Here is a 20,487-nt window from a genome sequence, read left to right as displayed (position 1 = left end):
ACTATTGAAAATTTAAAGTTAGACCAAAAAGACTTGTATTAGCTGCCAATGTATATCTTGAATAAGAATAGTTGAATTTTAATTTATTCATTCTTAAACCAAATCCTAATGAAACCCCAGAAAAATTACGCTGATCGTTAATTCGCAATTCTTCTCCTCTCCTAAAATTATATCCTAAACGCAAATTAAATGCTCTTTTGGGGAATAGTTCTGCACCAAAAGCAACATGTCGCAAAGCATTATTTACAAACGAAACTTTTTCGTCACTTGTCGACCCATCAATATTTGTTTCACCACGAACGGGATTCGAAAAAGAAATGTTCCATTGCTGCAAATTCTCTAAAGAAAGATACCAGCGAAGCGGTACATGTTCTAATTCTTGTGAAACACCAGCTATGATTTCAAAGGGCAAATTTTCATGTATTCCTGAATATGTAGTAAACTGTGTCCCTATATTACGAAATACTAGGGCCAAATTTACATTATTTTTTTCAATTTCATACAAAATTCCCACATCAATTGCACCACCAATAGAATTATAACTTTCTAAAGTTGAAGTTATTAGCTTTGCATTAACTCCAATATGTAAGTCTGTATAAGGAACATTGTAAGCATATCCTAATGATAATGCGCCTTCACTCCCTGTAAAATCTGAAGTTGCTTGGCCATTTTCATCATAACCTTCAAAGATTCCGTAGTTTACATAACTTACTCCAGCATAAAAAGTTTGAACGTGTCTGTCGTAAGTATAGGCGTACGAAGCTGTTCCGTAAGAAGCTTCACCGTAATAACTCCCGTAATTTATTGCTAAATGATTATCCATATCTTCATTCAAAACCGCGGGATTAAACATCACTTGGTTAACATCTTCATCATAAATCGTAATAACTTTTCCTCCTAACGCTGCCTGCCTGGGCGATGATGTCAGGTTTAGAAATTGATAGGTGTAGCGCCCTCCAACTTGCCCGATTGAAGCCGAACAAATTAGCAACATAAAAAATAAAACAATCTGTTTTAGCATGCTTTTGGAACGTTCCTATGTGGGAATAACGTAAATACAAAGATAAAATTATATAATTGAAAAAATAATTTTTATAATTACCTTAAAATCAACAACTATGCCAAAATTTAATATCAAAATTCATCAAAACTGAGCATAAAAAAATTCCAAATCCCAATCGGAAAATTGGAATTTGGAATTTTATATTTTGAAATTTACTTCTAAAAGAATTATTTCAAATCTTTTGCATTTTTAACATTTTGATCTGTCAAAGCAATAGCCAAAACTTCGCTCATTTCTTTTACGTAATGAAAAGTAAGCCCTTCTAAGTATTCTGCTTTGATTTCATCAATATCACTTTTATTCTCGTGACATAAAATGATTTCTTTAATACCAGCTCTTTTTGCTGCTAAGATTTTTTCTTTAATTCCACCTACCGGCAATACTTTTCCACGAAGTGTAATCTCTCCAGTCATAGCAAGACTTTTCTTTACTTTCTTTTGAGTCAACAACGAAACCAAAGATGTCAACATCGCTATACCAGCACTTGGGCCGTCTTTCGGAGTTGCTCCTTCTGGAACGTGAAGGTGGATATTATATTTTTGGAAAATCTCTGTTTTTAAGCCTAATTTCTTAGCATTTGCTTTAATGTATTCTAAAGCAATTGTAGCCGATTCCTTCATAACATTTCCAAGATTTCCTGTAATTGTCAATGCGCCTTTACCCTCAGAAATTAATGATTCTATAAATAAGATATCACCACCAACACTTGTCCAAGCTAATCCTGTAACAACTCCGGCAACATCATTATTTTCATATTTATCACGCTCTAATCTTGGTACACCCAAAACTGCTACAATATCTTCGTCAGTAACTTTTTTATTGTATTCTTCTTCCATTGCAACAGCTTTCGCTGCATTACGAATAACTTGAGCAATTTTTGTTTCTAAGTTACGAACACCAGATTCACGCGTATAACCTTCAACAATTTTTTCTAATTGTTTTTTGCCAATAGTCAAATCTTTAGAAGTTAAACCGTGTGCTTCTAATTGTTTTGGAAAAAGATGTCTTTTTGCAATTTCAACTTTTTCTTCAATAGTATAACCAGACATTTTGATCACTTCCATTCTGTCGCGCAATGCCGGCTGAATTGCTGCCATATTATTTGACGTTGCAATAAACATCACTTTTGATAAATCATATCCCATTTCAAGGAAATTATCATAAAAAGCATTGTTTTGCTCCGGATCTAAAACTTCTAATAATGCAGAAGATGGATCTCCAGAATTTCCGTTAGATAATTTATCAATCTCATCTAAAATAAATACCGGATTTGAAGTTCCTGCCTTTTTCAAACTTTGAATGATTCGTCCTGGCATTGCTCCAATATAGGTTTTTCTATGTCCGCGAATTTCTGCTTCGTCACGCAAACCACCTAATGAAATACGTACATATTCACGACCTAAAGCTTCTGCAACCGAACGTCCAATTGAAGTTTTACCAACTCCCGGAGGCCCTGTTAAACAGATAATTGGTGATTTCATGTCATTTCGCAATTTCAAAACTGCTAAATGTTCAATCATTCTTTTCTTAACTTCATCAAGACCAAAATGATCTTTATCTAATATTTTCTGAGCATGTTTTAAATCGAATTTATCTTTAGAATACTCGCCCCAAGGCAATTCTAAAAACAATTCTAAATAGTTTCTTTGGATTCCGAAATCTGGCGACTGAGGATTCATACGACGCATTTTAGACAATTCTTTCTCGAAATGTTTCTGCGTTTTTTCATCCCATTTTTTAGTTTTCGCCTTCTGCCCCATTTCATCCATTTCCTCTTCTTGCGAAACGCCTCCCAATTCTTCTTGAATGGTTTTCATTTGCTGATGAAGGAAATATTCTCTTTGTTGCTGATCTAAATCAAAACGAACTTTAGACTGAATATCATTCTTCAATTCTAATTTTTGAAGTTCAACATTCATATAACGCAAAGTTTCCAAAGCGCGCTCTTTTAAACCATTTATTGATAAAAGACCTTGTTTTTCTTTTACCGATAAATTCATGTTTGACGAAACAAAATTGATCAGAAACGATTGGCTCTCAATGTTTTTAATTGCAAATGTCGCTTCAGATGGAATATTTGGGCTTTCTTTGATAATCTGAATCGCTAATTCTTTTACAGAATCTAAAATTGCTGTAAACTCAGTATCATTGTCATCTGGTCTTTCTTCTGCAACTTCTTTAATCGTTGCATTCATATAAGGCTCTTCAGAAACTACTTCGTCAATTTCAAAACGTTTTTTTCCTTGTAAAATAACCGTAACATTTCCGTCAGGCATTTTTAAAACGCGAAGAATTCGAGCTACAGTTCCTATTTTATGAATATCATCTTTAGATGGATCTTCGTCCTCTTCATTGATTTGAGAAACTACTCCAATGATTTTTCCGCCAGCATTGGCATCATTAATTAATTTGATTGATTTATCTCTTCCTGCAGAAATCGGAATAACTACACCTGGAAATAAAACAGTATTACGCAAAGGCAGAATTGGCAGAGAAACCGGAAGTTCCTCGTTATTCATTTCTTCTTCGTCTTCGGGAGTTAATAATGGAATTAATTCTGCTTCGGAATCAAATTCCTGAAGTGACAGATTGTCAATAGTAAGTATTTTATGATTTGACATAATAATATATAAGTCGTTTTGTCATTAAATGATTAATACAACTTGTAAATAAAGCCCGAAATTCATTATTTTCTAATAAAAGGCAATGAAAACTTAATTTACAAGATACACCTTTAAAATAGACAATCACTATGCCAAGAATGAAACATACAAAATCTATTTAATTAGCCAAACTAATAAAATCAAATTGTATTACCAAAAAAAATCCGCACAAGGCGGATTTTAAATGATTCGATAAATTATTAATTCAGACCTTCTATATCTATTTCGAAAGATCCTGTAATTGTTTTTTCATCATTTATGCTAAAATTTTGAACAACAAAATCAAAAGTCCCTACAATTTTTGTCGCTGTTTTTGAGACAATTGTGATTGAACCCGATTTAGATATGTATATAAGGTCATTTAACTTGAAAGTACCGGCAATAACATGTTCAATACTATTCGGTGAAGTACTTGAAGCCTGATAAGTTCCAGCTGCATATGATTTGTCAATACTTATACCCACACTTATACTACCATCATTCTTTTTCCCTACTATACTGTAATACGGGTAAGTGCCGCTTGCAGTTACTCCAGTTACATCAACTTTGTCATGAATAAATTCAACGCCATTTACTTTTGCCTTCAAAATTTGCTCTGAATCATCTGCAGGAATATCTGTCGTATAAGGCACATTTGTGAAAGTACCATTTGTAATCACTTTTGTCTGAGTTGCCCCATTATTTGTCTCTCTAAAACCTGTAAATTGAAAAGTGCCTGAAATTGTCTTTTTTGTTTTATCAACCGCAGTGATTTTGATAATCGCGGTATCCGTATAATTTTTTACTTCCAAAAATGCCGCATCTTCATTAGAAATACTAACAAATCCATCGTCATCTACTTTTTCGGCGTAAGCCAAAACAAATTTTTCAGCATTTTCTTTGCTGTTTGCCCATGTATAAGTTCCTACTTTATTGCTCGGCAAAATGATTTGGATCAAATCTCCTTTTGAAGATCTAATACCTGATACCATTACATAGTTATCTGTCACAACCGCAGTTGCAATATTTGCAACAAATTCTTCTGTACCTATTTTAGCCTTAAAAACCGCCTTTTCTCCGACAGTTCCATTTCCATTTCCATTTCCGTTTCCATTATTCTGAGAACTTTGGATATCACGTCCATCATCAAAAGAAGTACAAGAAGCCAAAAAGTTGCATATTGTGAAAAACAAAAGAAATAAAATAGTATTTTTTTTCATGTGGTATATATTTTATGCACAAATATAGATTTTATACAACGAAATAAAAATCTTACACAATCGAATTATTTAAAAAAAAATAAAATTAATTTTATACAAACTGTAACAAATAAAAAAAAGTCAAGTCATTATAAAAAACTAGCAATCATTACTTGAGTATAACCAACCAAAATATCGAAGAATTAATCGCGCTTTGTAAAGAGAACAATCAGAAAGCCCAATTTGAAATTTACAACCGATACAGTAAAGCTATGTACAACGTAGCCTATCGTATAGTAAAAGACGAACATTTTGCACAAGACGTCATGCAAGAAGGTTTTTTGAAGGCATTTACAAAAATAAACGACTACAAACAGGAAGTTGCTTTTGGCGCGTGGCTGAAGAAAATTGTGATCAATTATAGTATTGATTTTTACAAAAAGAATAATGCTTTTCAGATTGATGATCTGAGCAAGACGCTTTATAAAATCGAAGATAACGATGACTTATATTCTGAAACCATTGATTTTAACACTTTAAAAGTAAAACAAGTTTTAGACACTATTTTAAGCCTGAAAGACAGCTACCGAATGGTTTTGACACTATTTTACATAGAAGGTTACGATCAAGAAGAAATAAGCGAAATTTTGAATATTAGTTATCAAAACTGCCGAACTACATTAAGCAGAGCAAAAGAAAGTTTGCGAAAAAAATTAGAGGAGATATGAAAATGGAAAATAACAACGACAATTTAGATCAATTATTCAACAAGTTTGAAGACCAATGGGATGTTCAAGAATTAAATCCGAATCATCAGGAAAACTTCTTGAACAAATTAAACCAAAAACAGCCTAAAAAGAGAAATTATTGGTTCGCTACAGCAATTGCAGCAACTATAGTTTTAATGCTGGGAATAACTGTTTTTTATAAAAATGACAAACCAAAGGAATTCAAATTTGCATCTAAAGAGACACAACGCACAGATTCTATTTTCAACATTCTGATTGATAACGAGCTGGTTAAACTTAAAGAAAAAAGTTCACCCGAAAATGAGCAGATCATAAATGATGCATTAAAACAAATGAAAGTTTTTGATGCTGACTATCAAAAAATCATTAATGAATTGCAAAAAAACGGCGAAAACAAACAAATTATTTATGCCATGATTAGCAATCTGCAAACTAGAATTTCCTTTTTGCAGACGGTTTTAAAACGAATTGAAGAAAACGAAAATTTAAAAAACACTAGCAATGAAAAGACATTATAAAATTCTAATCCTATTCATCTTGATTCCGTTTTTGGGATTTTCAAATGATGACACGAATATTTCAAAACAAAAAAACATCAAAAAAACCTATATCGTAAATTCTAACGCAGGAATTGATATCGATAATAAATATGGGAACATTTCTGTATCGACTTGGGACGAAGACAAGGTAGATCTTGACATCACGATTAAAGTTACTGGCGGAAATGAAAATTGGGTAAACGAAAAACTCAACACGATTGATGTTGACATTACTGCCTTGAAATCAATGGTTACTGCAGTTACACAAATTGGAAATTCAACTAACAAAGGAAGAGGAAGCAGCAATAGTTTTGAGATCAATTATGTAATTAAAATTCCGAAAAACGGAACCGTAAAGTTGATGAACAAATACGGAAATATTACAACAATGTCTATTGAAGGCGCAACTGACATTAGCTGTAAATATGGAAAAGTTACTCTTGGAAAATTGAACAATGCCACAAACAGACTAAATATCGAATATTGTCAAAATTCATCAATCGATTATATGAAAAATGGAACTGTAGAAGCTCGCTATTCTGGTTTGAAAATCAATGATTCTGGAAATATCAATTTTGATGCAAAATATACAGATCTAATAGTTGCTGATGCTCAAAACATTAAATACGAAGCTGATTACGGAAATCTGAAATTTCAAAAAGTAAATTCTTTTTCAGGTTCTGGAAACTATCTAACCGTGTCTGTTGCCGAAGTATCAAGCAATCTAAGCATCAATACAAATTACAGTAAAGTAACAATTGGCTCACTTACCGAAAAGGCAAACAATGTAAACATTAACTCTGGATATACTGATATTTCATTAGGCTACAATTACAATTATGCTTTTGATTTTGACATTAATACCAAATATGGAGGCATCAAAAATGGAGACGATCTTGAGATTAATGTAAGCGAAGTCAAAAACAATTCAAAAAGCATAAGCGGTTACCATAAAAAGAAAGGTCAGAATAAAGTAATAATTAATTCAAATTACGGAAACGTATCATTAATCAAAAAACAATAATTTTAAACAATCGAAAACCATGAGAAAAATTATTCAATCAGTAGTTTACAGTGCGCTTTTAATTGGCTTTACAGCAAGTGCACAAACAGAAAAAATTAACGGAAACGGAAATGTTGTAACTGAAACAAGAACAACTTCAGAATATGACGCAATCAAAATATCAGGTTTTTTTGATGTTGATTTAGTAGCTGGAAAAGAAGGTAAAATCATCATTAAAGGTGAACAAAATATTTTGTCAGCAATTGTTGTTGAAGTTGAAGACAACGCATTGAAAATTCATGTAAAGAAAGGAACAAATATACGCCCTAGCACAGGAAAAAAAGTTGAGATCACAGTTCCATTTGAAAAAATTTCAGAATTAAATCTTTCTGGATCAGGAGATATTGTAGCTAAAGATGCAATTAAAAATGATAAATTCTCAGCTAAATTATCAGGTTCTGGAGATATTGATTTAAATGTTGTCGCAAATTCTTTTGACTTCAGTTTGAGTGGTTCAGGTGACATCAAATTAAAAGGTAGTTCAGACAATTTGACTATTAAACTTTCTGGATCTGGCGATATTGAAGCTGCTAATCTGAAATCTAAAAATGCTGAAGTAATGGTTTCAGGTTCTGGCGATGTTAAACTAAATTGCAATGAAAGCTTGACAGCAAGAGTTTCTGGTTCAGGTGACATTACATATAGTGGAAATCCAGGAAAAAAAGACACAAAGGTTTCTGGATCAGGAAGTATTTCAAAAGCATAAATTAAAAGAACTCAATAATAAAAGATTTTAATAAAATCATTCAATCAAAAATCGAACAATCATACGTCTTTTATTATTGAGTTTTATTTTCTTAATACTTTATTAAATAAAAAGAGGCGCTTAAAGTGCCTCTTTTTTATGAACTCTTCTTAAAAGGAAGATTGATGTTAGAAAGAAAATTGCTAAAACGACAATTGCTTTGCGCGGACTTCCTGTTTGCTGGTCAATTAGTCCATAAATACACATCCCTATTACAATTCCGATTTTCTCAGCAACGTCATAAAAACTAAAAAAAGAAGCTGTATCTTCTGTTTCAGGCAATAATTTTGAATAAGTAGATCGTGAAAGTGCCTGAACTCCACCCATTACAAATCCTGCAATCGTTGCCATAACATAAAATTGCATTGGTAGCGTAATAAAATAGGCTAATGCACAAAATACGGCCCAGATTCCATTAATTACAACTAAAGTCGGAATATTTCCAAACTTTGCAGAAGCTCTTGATGTCGCTACGGCACCAATTACTGCTACTAATTGAATAATTAAAATACAGATAATTAAGCCAATTGTCCCTTCTTCTTTTGATGCCCACTGAATTTCCTGCGCACCAAAATAAGTTGCTACTAACATTACAGTTTGTACGGCCATGCTTGAAACGAAAAATCCACCTAGATAACGTCTTAATGGAACATTCTCTTTCAACAAGCTCCACACTTTTTTCAATTCTTTAAAACCATTAAAAACAACATCTTTTGTTAGTTTTTGACCATTTTCTTTACTTCCTTTTGGCAAATAATAATAAGTATATTGGCTAAAAAGAATCCACCAAACACCTACCATTACAAAAGAGTAACGCATTGCTTCCATTGCTGTAATATTAAAAGTCTTTGGAAACATAATCATGCCAAGATTAATCAGCAATAAAATCACACTACCAATGTATCCTAAAGAATAGCCTTTGGCACTAATTTTATCTTGCTGCTCCTCAAAAGCAATATCTGGTAAATAAGAATTGTAAAAAACCAAACTTCCCCAATATCCAATTAATCCTAAGAAATAAAATGCCAATCCGATATAAATATTTCCAAGATCAAACCAATATAACCCCATACATGACAAAGCTCCTAAATAGCAGAAAAATTTCATGAATGCTTTTTTATTCCCCACATAATCAGCAATTCCAGACAATAATGGCGAAATAAAAGAAACCACCAAAAACGCCGCTGCAGTAGTAAAACTAATTAAAGCAGAATTTTTAAGATGCATACCGAAAACATCAATATAATGACCTCGATCTGTAAATAATGCTTCGTAAAATATTGGAAATACTGCCGATGCTATTGTCAATGTGTAAACGGAATTTGCCCAATCATAAAATGCCCAAGCATTTAATAATTTTTTATCTCCTTTTGGTAGGTTTTTCATAGAAATGGTTTTGTTAATGCGCTACGAATTTATCTATTTTTTATCACAATCGAATACAATTTATACGATTCATATATTAATAAATAATAAAATAAAAAAAGCTATTCGAAAAACGAATAGCTTTAAATTTATTTTTTGTGACAAAGTTTTATTTTATAGTTCCCACTTTCATTGCTATTGCTTTAGCTTCAGGAACTAATGCTTTTATATTTGCGATTCTTGACGCATCAGATGGGTGTGTACTCATAAATTCTGGAGTTCCAGATGCTCCAGATTTTGCTGCCATTCTGCTCCAAAATGTAACTGCATCTTCAGGATTATAACCTGCGATTGCCATTAAAGTCAAACCGATTTTATCAGCCTCACTTTCATTGCTTCTGCTGAAAGGCAACATTACTCCTACTTCAGAACCAATTCCGTATGCTTGAGCAAAAATTTGTTGTGTTGCTTCAGATTGTCCACTTGTCGCGGCTCCTAAAGCAGCGCCACCTATTTGCTGCAATTGTGCTGCAGACATTCTTTGCGCACCGTGATTAGCCAAGGCATGAGAAACTTCGTGCCCCATTACGGTTGCCAAACCCGATTCATTTTGGGTTATTGGCAAAATACCTGAGTAAACTACAATTTTTCCACCAGGCAAACACCATGCATTTACTTCTTTATTATCAACAAGTTTGTATTCCCAGCGATAATCTTTTAGATATTGTGTCTGTCCTAAATAATTGAGATATTTTTCAGCAGCCAATTTTATTTTATACCCTACTGTTTCTACAAGTTTTGCATCTGCCGTTCCGGTAATAACTTTATTCTCAGTTAAAAACTGATTATATTGTTGAAATGAAGATGGAAATAATTCACTGTTAGAAACAAAATTCAAATTCTGCTTCCCTGTAATTGGATTTGTTGCACAACTGTAAACCAAAACAGCTGTAAAAATTCCTAGAATTAGATGTTTTTTCATGATTTTAAAAATTTAAACACAAACAAAAATACATCTAAATTTAAGCTAAATTATTATAGAATTTTGAAAAAGATTAACAGAATTTACTTATTCGCCAACGATATGAAGTTCATTAAACTCTTTATCAACGATCAAGAAATTATTTTGTTCGAAACCAATTTTATCAAATTCGATTTTTTCATTATCAACTTCAATCTCCGTAACCTTAAATGGAAGACCAATTAAATTGATTTTATACTTGGAATAAGGCGTATCATATTTTCCTTCCTTATGAAGTTGAATAATCAATTCTTTTTCTTTTCCTATAGTTCGCAACGACAAATGACTATAGCGTCCTTTTTTATAATCATACCCATCTTGAGCATCTTCATAAACTGCTGATTGCTCTTTGCCTTTTTTATAATAGACATCCAATGTCAATTCATCAAACTCTAATTCGCCAACGTACTGCTGAACAGGGTACTTTGGAATAATAGCACCGGCTTTTACAAAAACCGGGATTTCATCAAACTTAGTATCAATCCAAATTTCTCTTCCTCCAATAAAAAGTTCATTAGTCCAGAAGTTATACCATTCGCCTCTAGGAATATACATACGTCTACCTACAGCGTTAGGTTCAAGAATTGGACAAACCAAAATTTGATTTCCGAAGATGAATTCATCATTGCGATAATGCGTTTGCGTGTCATCTTGATCGTAATAAACCAAAGGTTTCAACATTGGAATACCTTCTTCAATATATTGCCAAAACATGGTATATAAATACGGCAGAAGTTGATAGCGCAAGCTCACAAATTTTCTGGTGATATTGATTACTTCTTCATCAAAAGCCCAAGGTTCTTGGTTTCCATGATCTCCAGAAGAATGCGTTCTGCAAAACGGATGGAAAACGCCTAACTGAATCCAACGTGCATATAATTCGCCTGTTGGCTGTTCAGCGAAACCTCCAATGTCAGAACCTGTGAAACCCATTCCAGAAATTGACATTCTTTGCACTTGAATATTTGCAATCCATAAATGTTCCCAAGTCGCAACGTTATCTCCCGTCCATGATGATGTATAACGCTGAGCTCCCGAATAAGCCGATCTTGTAATGACAAAAGGGCGTTTTGGATACGCAAAACGTTTTACACCGTGATAAGTAGCTCTCGCCATTTGGGTTCCATAAATATTATGCGCCTTTCTGTGACTGCACGGATTTCCGTCGTAAACGTGGCGCACATCCATCGGAAAAGTTTTATTTGGAACCTCCATAACAGCCGGTTCATTCATATCATTCCAAACACCTTTTACTCCAATCTCTGAAATTAATTCTTTAAATAATCCTGCCCACCATTCTCTAACTACGGGATTTGTATAATCAGGAAAATTACATTCTCCTGGCCAAACTTTCCCTTTCATGTAAGGACCATCGGCTCTTTTGCAGAAATAATCTTTTTCTAAAGCTTCTTTATAAACCCAATAGTTTTTATCAATTTTAATTCCGGGATCGATGATCACAATGGTTTTAAAACCGTCTTCGGCCAATTCAGCAACCATCTTTTTCGGATCAGGAAAATATTCCTTGTTCCATGTAAAGCATCGAAAACCGTCCATGTAATCAATATCCAAATAAATGGCGTCACACGGAATTTTGAGTTCTCTGAATTTTGAAGTGATTTCTTTTACTTTGCTTTCCGGATAATAACTCCATTTACATTGATGATATCCTAAAACCCAAAGTGGCGGTAATTCAGGTTTTCCGGTTAAATCGGTATAAGTTGTAACCACATCCTGCATTTGCGGGCCATAAATGAAGTAATAATTCATCTCACCTCCTTCTGCCCAAAAACTGGTCACATTTCTTCTTTCCTGACAGAAATCAAAAAAAGTTCTAAAAGTATTATCAAAGAAAACACCATAAGATTTTTGGTTATGCAATCCGATATAAAACGGAACAACCTTGTATAGTGGCTCTTGATCTTTATGATAAGCATATTGATCTGTAGCAAAATTTTCTACTCTTTTGCCTTTTAAATTCATTTGAGTGGCTTTGTCTCCAAGACCGTAAAAACATTCTCCGTCTTTTGACGATTTACTCATTTTTACAATGTTTCCGCCATATTCGTAGCTTTCTTCCCAGTGAAACCCAAGTTCATCCTGAAGAATCAAACAATCATTTAAGTCATAAATAGACAAGCGAACATCAGCTTTCTTGATCTTGCAAACCACTTTACTGGTTCTAATTTCAAAATAATTCTCGTCTTCATCAACCTGCAAAAAATTATACCCGTGCAATTGCGTTTTATCGATTGCATAGGAGAAATCATTACTAAAATAACCTTTTGTGGTAAAACGAAAACGAATTAAACTGTCTCTAAGAATTGTGACTTTTAAAATTACATTATTATCCGTGTAAAAAGAAATAGAATCTCCCTCGTGTTCATATGAAACTATTTTTGACGGAAATAAATTGCCCTTATGTTCTAATGAAGTATTTGTAATCATAACGCTAATGTCTTAATTTAAGAACTCTATCTTTACTTCAAACATACAAAAAAACTTGGTAAAGCACTATGAATAAAAGGTTTATTCACGAAAACGTTTTTTCTGAATGAGTTATAAATTAGTTTACAAAAAATCAATAATTCGATAATTTAAAAACACAAAATTGATAAAACAGCATTACTGAAAATTGGTTCGAATTTTCTACTCAAAAGAATAAACAGTAACACTTAAAGGAGGCAAAATTAATTCGACCGAATAATCTCTGCCATCATAAGGAGAAATATCAATTTTTATTGATTTTGAGTTTCCAACACCACTTCCACCATAAACTACAGCATCACTATTGAAAATTTCTTTTAATTTTCCTTTTTCAGAAATGCCAATTCTATAGTTTTCTCTGACTACTTGCGTAAAATTACAAACCACAACTAAATTTTCATTCGGAATATTTCCTTTTCGGATGTAAGAAACAACCGCGTTTTGATGATCTGAATAATTAATCCATTCGAAACCTTCTCCAGTAAATTGTTTTTCATATAATGCTGGATGAGATTTATACAATGCGTTCAAATCTGTAATTACTTTTTTGATTCCGGAATGATAATCATATTGAAGCAAATGCCAATCTAAGCTTTTTTCAAAATTCCATTCATCAGTTTGTCCAAATTCAGATCCCATAAACAACAATTTTGTTCCGGGATGTGTAAACATATATCCGTAAAGCAATCTCAAATTAGCAAAACGTTGCCATTCATCTCCAGGCATTTTATAAATCAGCGATTTTTTCCCATAAACTACTTCATCATGTGAAAACGGAAGCATGAAGTTTTCTGTAAAAGCATACGTCATTGAAAAAGTCAAATCATTTTGATGATATTTTCGATAAACCGTTTCTTTTTGAAAGTATTTTAGCGTGTCGTGCATCCAGCCCATCATCCATTTCATTCCAAACCCCAAACCACCAGTAAAGGTTGGTCTTGACACCATTGGAAAAGAAGTGCTTTCTTCTGCAATTGTCTGAACTCCATTAAAATTAGAATAAATTACCTCATTAAATTCTTTAAGAAAACTAATGGTTTCTAAATTCTCTCTTCCACCATAAATATTTGGTTCCCATTCGCCATCATTTCTTGAATAATCAAGATAAAGCATTGAAGCAACAGCATCAACTCTTAATCCATCAGCATGGTAATTCTGAAGCCAAAAAACAGCGTTGCTAATCAAAAAAGCACGAACTTCATTTCGCCCATAATTAAAAACCAAGCTCTTCCAGTCTGGATGATACCCCTTTCTTCTGTCTGGATGCTCATACAAATGAGAACCATCAAAAAAACCTAAGCCATGAGCATCATCAGGAAAATGCGACGGAACCCAATCTAAAATCACACCAATTCCAGCCTGATGTAGCTTATCAACCAAAACCATAAAATCTTGCGGTTTTCCAAAACGAGAAGTTGGCGCAAAATATCCTGTCAGTTGATATCCCCATGAAGGATCATATGGATATTCCATAATTGGCATAAATTCAACATGTGTAAAACCAGTTTCTTTAACGTATTTTACCAAATCATCTGCCAATTCCAGATATGTCAAAAAGCGATTATGTTCTGCACGTTTCCAAGACCCCAAATGCACTTCATAAACTGAATAGGGTTTATCGAGAGCATTTTTTTCATGACGGGATTCCATCCAACTATTGTCTTTCCAATTGTAATCCAAATCCCAAACAACAGAAGCAGTATGTGGCGGTTTTTCACAATACAAAGCAAAAGGATCTGCTTTTTCAGTTACAATCCCGTCAATATTAGATTCGATTTTATACTTATAAAGTGCTCCTTTTGATAAATCAGGAATAAATCCTTCCCAAATTCCCGAAGAATCCCATCGAACTTGTAATTCATGCTCGCCTTGCACCCAATAATTAAAATCACCCACAACAGAAACCGACTTTGCAGTAGGTGCCCAAACAGCAAAATAAACGCCTTTTACTCCATTCAATTCAATTAAATGTGCTCCCAACTTTTCATATAATTTGAAATGTTTTCCAGCTTTGAATAAATCGATATCAAAATCGGTAAAAAGAGAATGCGTAATTACTTTTGTCATATTTTGTTTTTAAGCAATAATTGAAATTTGGGATTTGGAATTTTTCTGTTAGAATTTCATTTTAAGTTTATTCGATTCTAAAATTATCTGAAAGAATCGCTCCTTTTTTAATGACAACAATACCATCTTTTATACTATATAATTCATTGGTAAAATTATCTAAATGCTTTCCTCCACTAATATGAACGTTGTTTCCGATACGCACATTTTTATCTACTAAAGCATTTTTTATGAAGCAATTTTCTCCAATTCCAACATGAATTTTATTGACACTTGCTTCGTGATTCAGTTCATCTAAATCTTGATAGAAATCATTCCCCATCACATAGCAGTTTTCAAGAACAGTTCCAACACCAATTCTAGAGCGAATACCAATTACCGAGCTTTTAATTTCTTTTGCATTGATAATACAACCTTCTGAAATCAATGATTGATTGATAATTGAATTTCTAAATTTCGATGGCGGAAGCAATCTTGGTCTTGTAAAAATCTTATTATCGTTATCAAATAAATTAAACTCTGGAATATCAGCAGTCAAACCAATATTTGCTTCAAAAAAAGATTCAATATTTCCAATATCTGTCCAATATCCTTCATATTGATAACTCAAGATTTTATGTTTCCCAACAGCTTGCGGAATAATTTCTTTTCCAAAATCTTTCGTGTCTGGATTTGCCATCAACTCTTCCAATAAAGATTTATTGAAAATATAAATTCCCATTGAAGCTAAATATTTTTTGCCTTTTTCCTGCATTTGTTCACTTACTTCAGATTCCCATTCTGGCAATAATGAAGCGTGAGGTTTCTCTATAAAAGCTTGGATAACACTTTCGTGGTTAGTCTTTAAAATTCCAAATTCAGGCGCATCTTTAGCATTTACAGGCAAAGTTGCAATAGATATTTCAGCGTCAGCCGCAATATGGGCTTCTAACATTTCATTAAAATCCATTTGATAAAGCTGATCTCCAGAAAGAATCAAAGCATGATCAAAATCGTGTTTCAAAAAATGAGACATACATTGTCTTACAGCATCTGCGGTTCCTTGAAACCAAGTTGGATTATCGGGAGTTTGTTCTGCAGCCAAAATATCAACAAAAGATTGGCTGAAAATGCTAAAATTAAAGGTGTTTTTAATATGAGCGTTTAATGATGCTGAATTGAATTGTGTCAAAACAAATATTTTAAAAATATCCGAATTAATACAATTTGAAATTGGAATATCTACCAAACGATATTTTCCTCCAATAGGAACAGCTGGTTTAGATCTTGTTTCTGTCAATGGGAACAAGCGTGATCCTTGTCCTCCTCCTAAAATAATGGCAACTACATTTTTCTTTTTAAATTTCATTTTGCTGAATTATTAAGTTGTATATTTCGATATATTCTTGGCAAACTCTTTCCCAGGAATGATCTGCAGACATTCCTCTTTTTAAAACTTTGTTGAAATTTATTTTATCATCGTACAACTTTACAGCACGATTTATAGAATAACAAATATCGCCAACTGAAGCTTGGTCGTGACAAACACCATTTCCTTCATCACCAAAATCAATCACAGTATCTCGTAAACCACCCGTTCTTCTTACAATTGGAACTGTTCCATATCGCATGGCATACATCTGGTTCAAACCACACGGTTCTACTCTAGAAGGCATTAAAATATAATCAGAACCAGCGTAAATTAAATGCGCCAAATCTTCATTATATCCAATAAAAACATTGTAATTGCCCTTATAATCGTTGCGTAATTGTGTTAATTGCGCTTCTATCTCTGAATTTCCTGATCCTAAAATCAGTATATTAATGTTTTCAAAATTTTCAGATAATGCTAATGCAGAAGCTTGTGGAAGCAAATCACCTCCTTTTTCTTCAAACAAACGCCCAATAAAACTAAATAACGGTTTTGAAGGATCTAAATCAAATTGCTCACAAAGCTTTTCTTTGTTTTTTTGCTTTCCAATTTCAAAAGTATCAATTGAATAATGATGTTCAATCATTTTATCTTTCGATGGATCCCAAACTTCAATATCAATTCCGTTTAAAATCCCTTTAGATTTAGTTCTAACTGAATTAAATAAGGATTCCAATCCATTTGCATAACGATTTATTTCATTAAGATAACTTGGAGAAACCGTAGTAACAGCCTGTGCACATTTCACACCTACCGCCAATGAATTAATCGAATGATTCCATTCTAAAAATCCAACATGAATTAGATTAAATTCCGGTAAATAATGCAATTTATCAAAACCAAACCATCCCTGATACAAACCATTATGAATTGTAATTGCCGTTTTTACACTTTGTAAACTTTCATATTTGTAAGCATACTTAATCATAAAAGGGACTACTCCCGTATGATGATCATGACAATTTATAATATCTGGAACTTTATTGCGCGCAACAATCCAATCTAAACTTGCAATTTGGAAAGAGATAAAGCGTTCAATATCATCTTCATAGCCATAAACATTTGGTCTATCAAACAATTCCTTAATTTCTATAAGATACAATTCATATCCAAGCTTATCAGAAGTCTCTTTTAAAACACTAAAAGGAAAATTGAAATTTCCGAGTTTTACATTTCCCCAATGAACACATTCAAAATCATTTTCTCTTCTGAATTTTGTGTCATAACAAGGAACGATAACTCTTACTTGGTGACCTGCATTTGCCTGATATTTAGGCAATGCACCAACAACATCGGCTAATCCGCCAACTTTTGCCATCGGGTAACATTCTGCACTTAAATGAAATATTTCCATCCTAAAAATTTATAACAGTAATAAATAGCAATCACTAATTTATTTTTTTTCTTCAACTAATCAATAATATGCTATTTTTATGTTCTTTAAATTTAGGAAAAAAATAAGGAGAATCCAGCGGTCAAAAAAAAATTATTAATATGTCAAAAAAGGAAACTAATCCTACTAAATCATTAAAAATTCCACAGTTTATTATTATATCCTGTAAAATTTGCGCTTTTATTTCAACCAAATTAGTTACATCATACGCAGCAAAACTTTTTACGACACCTATAAAACATAAAGTTCCAAAACGAGAACTGGAAATGGATTCTAAAAGTGTTCAAAAAATAATTCATGTTCCAGAAATCGATAAAAACATTGTTACCTATCATTATGGAAGCAGTAATCGAAAAATTTTACTTGTTCATGGCTGGTCAGGAAGGGGAACTCAATTATTTAAAATTGCAGATGAACTTTTAAAAAATGGCTATTCGACAGTAAGTTTTGATGCTCCTGCGCACGGAAAATCCAAAGGAAAATCAACCATCATGTCCGAATTTATTGCCTCAATATTAGAAATTGAAAAGCAATTTGGGCCTTTTGAATTTGCGATTGGTCATTCCCTTGGGGGGATGTCTGTTTTAAATTCGCTTAAAGACGGACTTAAAGTAGATAAAGCAATTATAATCGGAAGTGGCGATATTGTTCAGGATATTTTAGATGAATTTATTTCTAAATTAGGCTTAAAACAAGAAATTAGCGAACGTCTTCGAGATCGTTTTGAAGATAAATATCAAGTAAAAATGGATAATTTTTCAGCGTATAGAGCCGCCCAAAAAGTAAAAATCCCGGTTTTAGTAATTCATGATAATGACGATCCAGAAGTTCCAGTTAAGGCAGGAATTCATATTCATCAAAATCTCGAAAATGGAACTTTATTTTTGACCGATGGTTTAGGGCATCGTAAAATCCTTGGAAATCAAAATGTGATCAAAAAGACTTTAGATTTCATCAAAACTAACTAATTTTGTGATAGTTATATTTTTATCATGATTAACTTAAAACAAATTTGATATGAATTTATTTGGAGAAACGTCAGATTGGGAAGCAAAATTAGAACCAATTTTAGAGAAATATAAAGGAAAAAGACATCCTTTAGAATACCAAAACACATATCAATTATTGGTTATGGTCATTTTATCGGCACAGGATTCTGATGCTAATATCAATAAAATAGCCCCCTTGTTATTTGAAAAATTTCCAACACTTAAGAGTTTAGCTAAAACAGATTTAGAAACATTAATTCCATATATAAGTAAAGTTCGCAATTTTGGAACAAAAGCCAACTGGATATTAGAAATCGCGAAAACGATTAAAAATGATGACGATATTACGTTAACAATGCAAGGATTAACAGCATTAAAAGGAGTCGGAAGAAAATCTGCCAATGTTATTTTAAGGGAAACCGGAAAACCAGCAGAAGGAATTATTGCTGATTTACATGTAATTCGTGTGGCTCCAAGAATTGGAATAATAAAAGAAAGCAAAGACGGGAATAAAGTCGAAAAAGATCTAATGCAGGTTTTACCAAAAAATATCTGGTCAGAAATTGGCATGGCAATTTCTTTTCTAGGAAGAGAGACATGTCGACCAAAACCTAAGTGTGAAGAATGTCTTTTAGCAGATATTTGCTTATATTATGCCACAGAAGTAGCGTAATAAAAGCACTACTTTCTTCTAGTATCTATTAAGTAAATTATTTTCCAAGAATCTTTTTCTTTAAACAAAGTAAATGTATTAACTCCCGAATGACTTAACTTTTCATTCAAATAAAATTCGTATGGAGCCCAAACATGCGCCATTGCACCGTCAATTTGAATATTATAACTTAAAATCTTTTCTTGAAATTTCATATTAACCGGAATGGAAGCAATCGATTTATAAAAGGCATTTGCTTTTTCATCAGATAATTTATTTCCTTTTATCGAACTTTCACTAATAGATTGCAAAATAATTTTATCCGAACAAACTGATTTTATTTTCATAGAATCTTTTTGATGAAAACCTTCAAAAAATATTTCAATTGTTTTTTGCACTTCTTGCTTTTGCGCATTTGCTGATACTCCAAGCAAGAAAAACGCTAATAATATAATGAATCTCATAATTATCTGATTTTAAACACCAAATTGTGCAAGATGATGGTCCAAATGTTTTGCAAACATATTATTCCATTCTAAAGAACTCAATGTCCCGAAAGAATGAGACTCTTTTCCTTCAAACTCTTGCTCTCCTAGTTCCTGAGTTTTATTAATATATGAGATAAGCCTTTGTTTTTCAGCATCAAAATCACGATTACCTATAATTATAAATTGAGGCGCAGTTCTAATATTTCTAGGATAAGGCACTTCATTAACAACATTTTTCTTCACAAATGACTTTAAAAAGAATTTCATAAAAGCATTAGGTTCCTTATGAATATTATCATATACCATTTCATAGGTAACACTGCAGTGAGCCAACATTTGATCTACTGACATTTTACCCCAAAGCGGTTGAGAATCATTTTTTAATTGATTAATACGATTTATGAATTCGTCAGAATCATTTTTTGAGAAAATGTTTTTCATAATTATTTATATAAAATTGTAAAACAAAAATATGGAAATATTTCACTCAAGAATAAGTTATTTAGATTTTAGATTTAAAACTTAAAAAAAAAAAAAAAACGGGCATAAAACAGAAAACCCCGTCCGATATGGACAGGGTTTCCAAAAGAAAGGCGACGACATACTCTCCCACA

Annotated in this window: 17 protein-coding genes; 6 read left to right on the top strand and 11 right to left on the bottom strand. The window is 32.6% G+C overall.

The genetic code is table 11. The features are described from left to right. Position 1 precedes the first annotated feature (1 nt). The 3 genes from porQ to AAYQ19_RS19150 form a co-directional block, all read right to left on the bottom strand. On the bottom strand, positions 2 to 1,021 hold the full coding sequence (gene porQ / locus AAYQ19_RS19160; protein WP_343538525.1) for a type IX secretion system protein PorQ: 1,020 nt from the start codon (positions 1,019 to 1,021) through the stop codon (positions 2 to 4). Positions 1,022 to 1,230: 209 nt separating this feature from the next. Next, positions 1,231 to 3,684: an endopeptidase La gene (lon, locus tag AAYQ19_RS19155; protein ID WP_343538523.1), complete on the bottom strand. Its 2,454-nt coding sequence runs from the start codon at positions 3,682 to 3,684 to the stop codon at positions 1,231 to 1,233. A 242-nt stretch (positions 3,685 to 3,926) separates the two neighbouring features. Further along, positions 3,927 to 4,925 carry a DUF6252 domain-containing protein gene (locus AAYQ19_RS19150; protein ID WP_343538521.1) on the bottom strand — a complete coding sequence of 333 codons (999 nt, stop codon included), beginning with the start codon at positions 4,923 to 4,925 and terminating at the stop codon, positions 3,927 to 3,929. 152 nt (positions 4,926 to 5,077) lie between these two features. On the opposite strand from AAYQ19_RS19150, the gene AAYQ19_RS19145 reads away from it, so the two are divergent. The 4 genes from AAYQ19_RS19145 to AAYQ19_RS19130 are packed head-to-tail and all read left to right on the top strand — an operon-like array spanning position 5,078 to position 7,961. Beyond that, a complete protein-coding gene (locus tag AAYQ19_RS19145; RefSeq protein ID WP_343538519.1) occupies positions 5,078 to 5,632 on the top strand; it encodes an RNA polymerase sigma factor in 555 nt (184 codons plus the stop codon). Further along, on the top strand, positions 5,629 to 6,171 hold the full coding sequence (locus tag AAYQ19_RS19140; protein ID WP_343538517.1) for an anti-sigma factor: 543 nt from the start codon (positions 5,629 to 5,631) through the stop codon (positions 6,169 to 6,171). Before AAYQ19_RS19145 ends, AAYQ19_RS19140 begins: the two co-directional genes overlap by 4 nt. Then, a complete protein-coding gene (locus AAYQ19_RS19135; RefSeq protein WP_343538515.1) occupies positions 6,155 to 7,216 on the top strand; it encodes a hypothetical protein in 1,062 nt (353 codons plus the stop codon). Before AAYQ19_RS19140 ends, AAYQ19_RS19135 begins: the two co-directional genes overlap by 17 nt. A 19-nt stretch (positions 7,217 to 7,235) precedes the next feature. Beyond that, positions 7,236 to 7,961 (top strand): head GIN domain-containing protein, encoded by a 726-nt coding sequence (locus tag AAYQ19_RS19130; RefSeq protein WP_343538513.1) that lies wholly within the window; start codon positions 7,236 to 7,238, stop codon positions 7,959 to 7,961. 120 nt (positions 7,962 to 8,081) lie between these two features. Here AAYQ19_RS19130 and AAYQ19_RS19125 read toward each other — a convergent pair whose 3' ends face one another. The 6 genes from AAYQ19_RS19125 to AAYQ19_RS19100 form a co-directional block, all read right to left on the bottom strand. Further along, complete coding sequence (locus tag AAYQ19_RS19125; RefSeq protein WP_343538511.1) at positions 8,082 to 9,386, bottom strand: MFS transporter; 1,305 nt, start codon at positions 9,384 to 9,386, stop codon at positions 8,082 to 8,084. A 148-nt stretch (positions 9,387 to 9,534) separates the two neighbouring features. Continuing rightward, positions 9,535 to 10,347, bottom strand: coding sequence for a M48 family metallopeptidase (locus tag AAYQ19_RS19120; RefSeq protein WP_343538509.1), 813 nt, complete (start codon positions 10,345 to 10,347; stop codon positions 9,535 to 9,537). Positions 10,348 to 10,434: 87 nt separating this feature from the next. Continuing rightward, on the bottom strand, positions 10,435 to 12,834 hold the full coding sequence (locus AAYQ19_RS19115) for a glycoside hydrolase family 31 protein (protein ID WP_343538507.1): 2,400 nt from the start codon (positions 12,832 to 12,834) through the stop codon (positions 10,435 to 10,437). A gap of 201 nt (positions 12,835 to 13,035) precedes the next feature. After that, the gene (gene glgB / locus AAYQ19_RS19110; RefSeq protein ID WP_343538505.1) at positions 13,036 to 14,940 is read right to left on the bottom strand and encodes a 1,4-alpha-glucan branching protein GlgB; all 1,905 of its coding nucleotides are present in this window, start codon (positions 14,938 to 14,940) and stop codon (positions 13,036 to 13,038) included. Between the two features lie 67 nt (positions 14,941 to 15,007). Further along, entirely contained in the window at positions 15,008 to 16,288 is a 1,281-nt protein-coding gene (locus tag AAYQ19_RS19105) for a glucose-1-phosphate adenylyltransferase (protein WP_343538504.1), read from the bottom strand. Continuing rightward, positions 16,278 to 17,705 carry a glycogen synthase gene (locus AAYQ19_RS19100; RefSeq protein ID WP_343538502.1) on the bottom strand — a complete coding sequence of 476 codons (1,428 nt, stop codon included), beginning with the start codon at positions 17,703 to 17,705 and terminating at the stop codon, positions 16,278 to 16,280. The genes AAYQ19_RS19105 and AAYQ19_RS19100 overlap by 11 nt, the downstream gene beginning before the upstream one ends. A gap of 140 nt (positions 17,706 to 17,845) precedes the next feature. On the opposite strand from AAYQ19_RS19100, the gene AAYQ19_RS19095 reads away from it, so the two are divergent. Together AAYQ19_RS19095 and AAYQ19_RS19090 are read left to right on the top strand one after the other, a co-directional pair. Further along, positions 17,846 to 18,712 (top strand): alpha/beta fold hydrolase, encoded by an 867-nt coding sequence (locus tag AAYQ19_RS19095; RefSeq protein ID WP_343538501.1) that lies wholly within the window; start codon positions 17,846 to 17,848, stop codon positions 18,710 to 18,712. Positions 18,713 to 18,761: 49 nt separating this feature from the next. Beyond that, entirely contained in the window at positions 18,762 to 19,406 is a 645-nt protein-coding gene (locus tag AAYQ19_RS19090; protein ID WP_343538500.1) for an endonuclease III domain-containing protein, read from the top strand. 8 nt (positions 19,407 to 19,414) lie between these two features. On the opposite strand, the gene AAYQ19_RS19085 is transcribed toward AAYQ19_RS19090, so the two are convergent. Both AAYQ19_RS19085 and AAYQ19_RS19080 read right to left on the bottom strand, forming a co-directional pair. Further along, entirely contained in the window at positions 19,415 to 19,849 is a 435-nt protein-coding gene (locus AAYQ19_RS19085) for a nuclear transport factor 2 family protein (protein WP_343538499.1), read from the bottom strand. Positions 19,850 to 19,861: 12 nt separating this feature from the next. Continuing rightward, positions 19,862 to 20,314, bottom strand: a complete 453-nt coding sequence (locus tag AAYQ19_RS19080) for a DUF1569 domain-containing protein (protein WP_343538498.1) — start codon at positions 20,312 to 20,314, stop codon at positions 19,862 to 19,864. Between the last annotated feature and the right edge of the window lie 173 nt (positions 20,315 to 20,487).

This window comes from Flavobacterium mesophilum (assembly GCF_039581405.1).
Classification (GTDB): domain Bacteria; phylum Bacteroidota; class Bacteroidia; order Flavobacteriales; family Flavobacteriaceae; genus Flavobacterium.
Note: the sequence above shows the minus strand (reverse complement) of the source record. Positions and strands in the feature narration are given on the sequence as shown.